General features: G+C 36.8%; 1 protein-coding gene. It reads right to left on the reverse strand.

Translation table 11 applies throughout. The features are described from left to right. The coding region (locus ACFSQ0_RS01350; protein ID WP_379043077.1) for a BRO family protein at nt 1-444 on the reverse strand (444 nt) is incomplete at its 3' end. Between the last annotated feature and the right edge of the window lie 482 nt (nt 445-926).

The following is a 926-nucleotide window of genomic DNA, read 5'->3' on the forward strand; positions in this document are numbered from 1 at the left end:
TGATAATTCTTTCTCAGTTTCTTTTAGCTTATTTCTAGCTTGAACTCGTTCATATTCAAGCATTTTTTGTTCAATTATCTCAGCTTTTCTTGTCTGAACAGCAAAATATCTTTGAGCAAATGCAATTTTTTCTTTTCTTGGGTCTCCATTTTGAGCTACCAAATAACAAGCATATCTTGTTAGCATTATGTCTGGTATTTCTTTTTCAGTTCCCGACCCAATAGAGACCATTTTCCCGACGTCGGCAAAATGGTTGGAAATGTCCTCTCCAGATAGTTCACAAGCTGTTTTTGCTTTTGATATAACATTTTGGAAATTATCCCATTTTGAGTATTCTAACAAGTGTTGTAAATCTCTTGCTAGCCAAAATTCAACTCCTTCATCCGTTTTGTGTGAATTAGACTCAAAATTATCTGTAAGTGATTTTATTAAATTTGATTTCATATCGTGAAAGTACGAATTTTTGATTTATTTTAGTGTACGTTTTACATCGCACACAACTCGTTATATCAACCCAAATATACATTTTTAAAACAATTTTGTACTGGATAAAGCAAAGCGCTACCAGTTAATTGCGATGTAAATAAGATAGGTGCAGTATTAACTTGTTGAGACTAGTTTTGGTGATAAGGCAAGGTGAACGCGATGCAACCGAGCACTAGCGGGGATAGCAATAAACCATTCAATACGCAAAGAGGTGCAATTTATAAGCTTTTTGGGTATCCTAAGTCTACCGATAAGAAAAGAAATGTTGCTAATCATCTCTAAAGGAGCAGCACAGCAATAGATTAATCCCCATAGTACCAACCGACAAACAGCCGGATTAGTCAACACGGCGTTCATGTTAGGCTCCCGAAAAAAGAAGTCGGGACAGGCTGTACCGGCCACACAGCTTGCCCCGATTTTTCATTGGGGAACGCTTAGTT

It is taken from the genome of Mesonia sediminis, from assembly GCF_042684705.1.
GTDB lineage: Bacteria > Bacteroidota > Bacteroidia > Flavobacteriales > Flavobacteriaceae > Mesonia > Mesonia sediminis.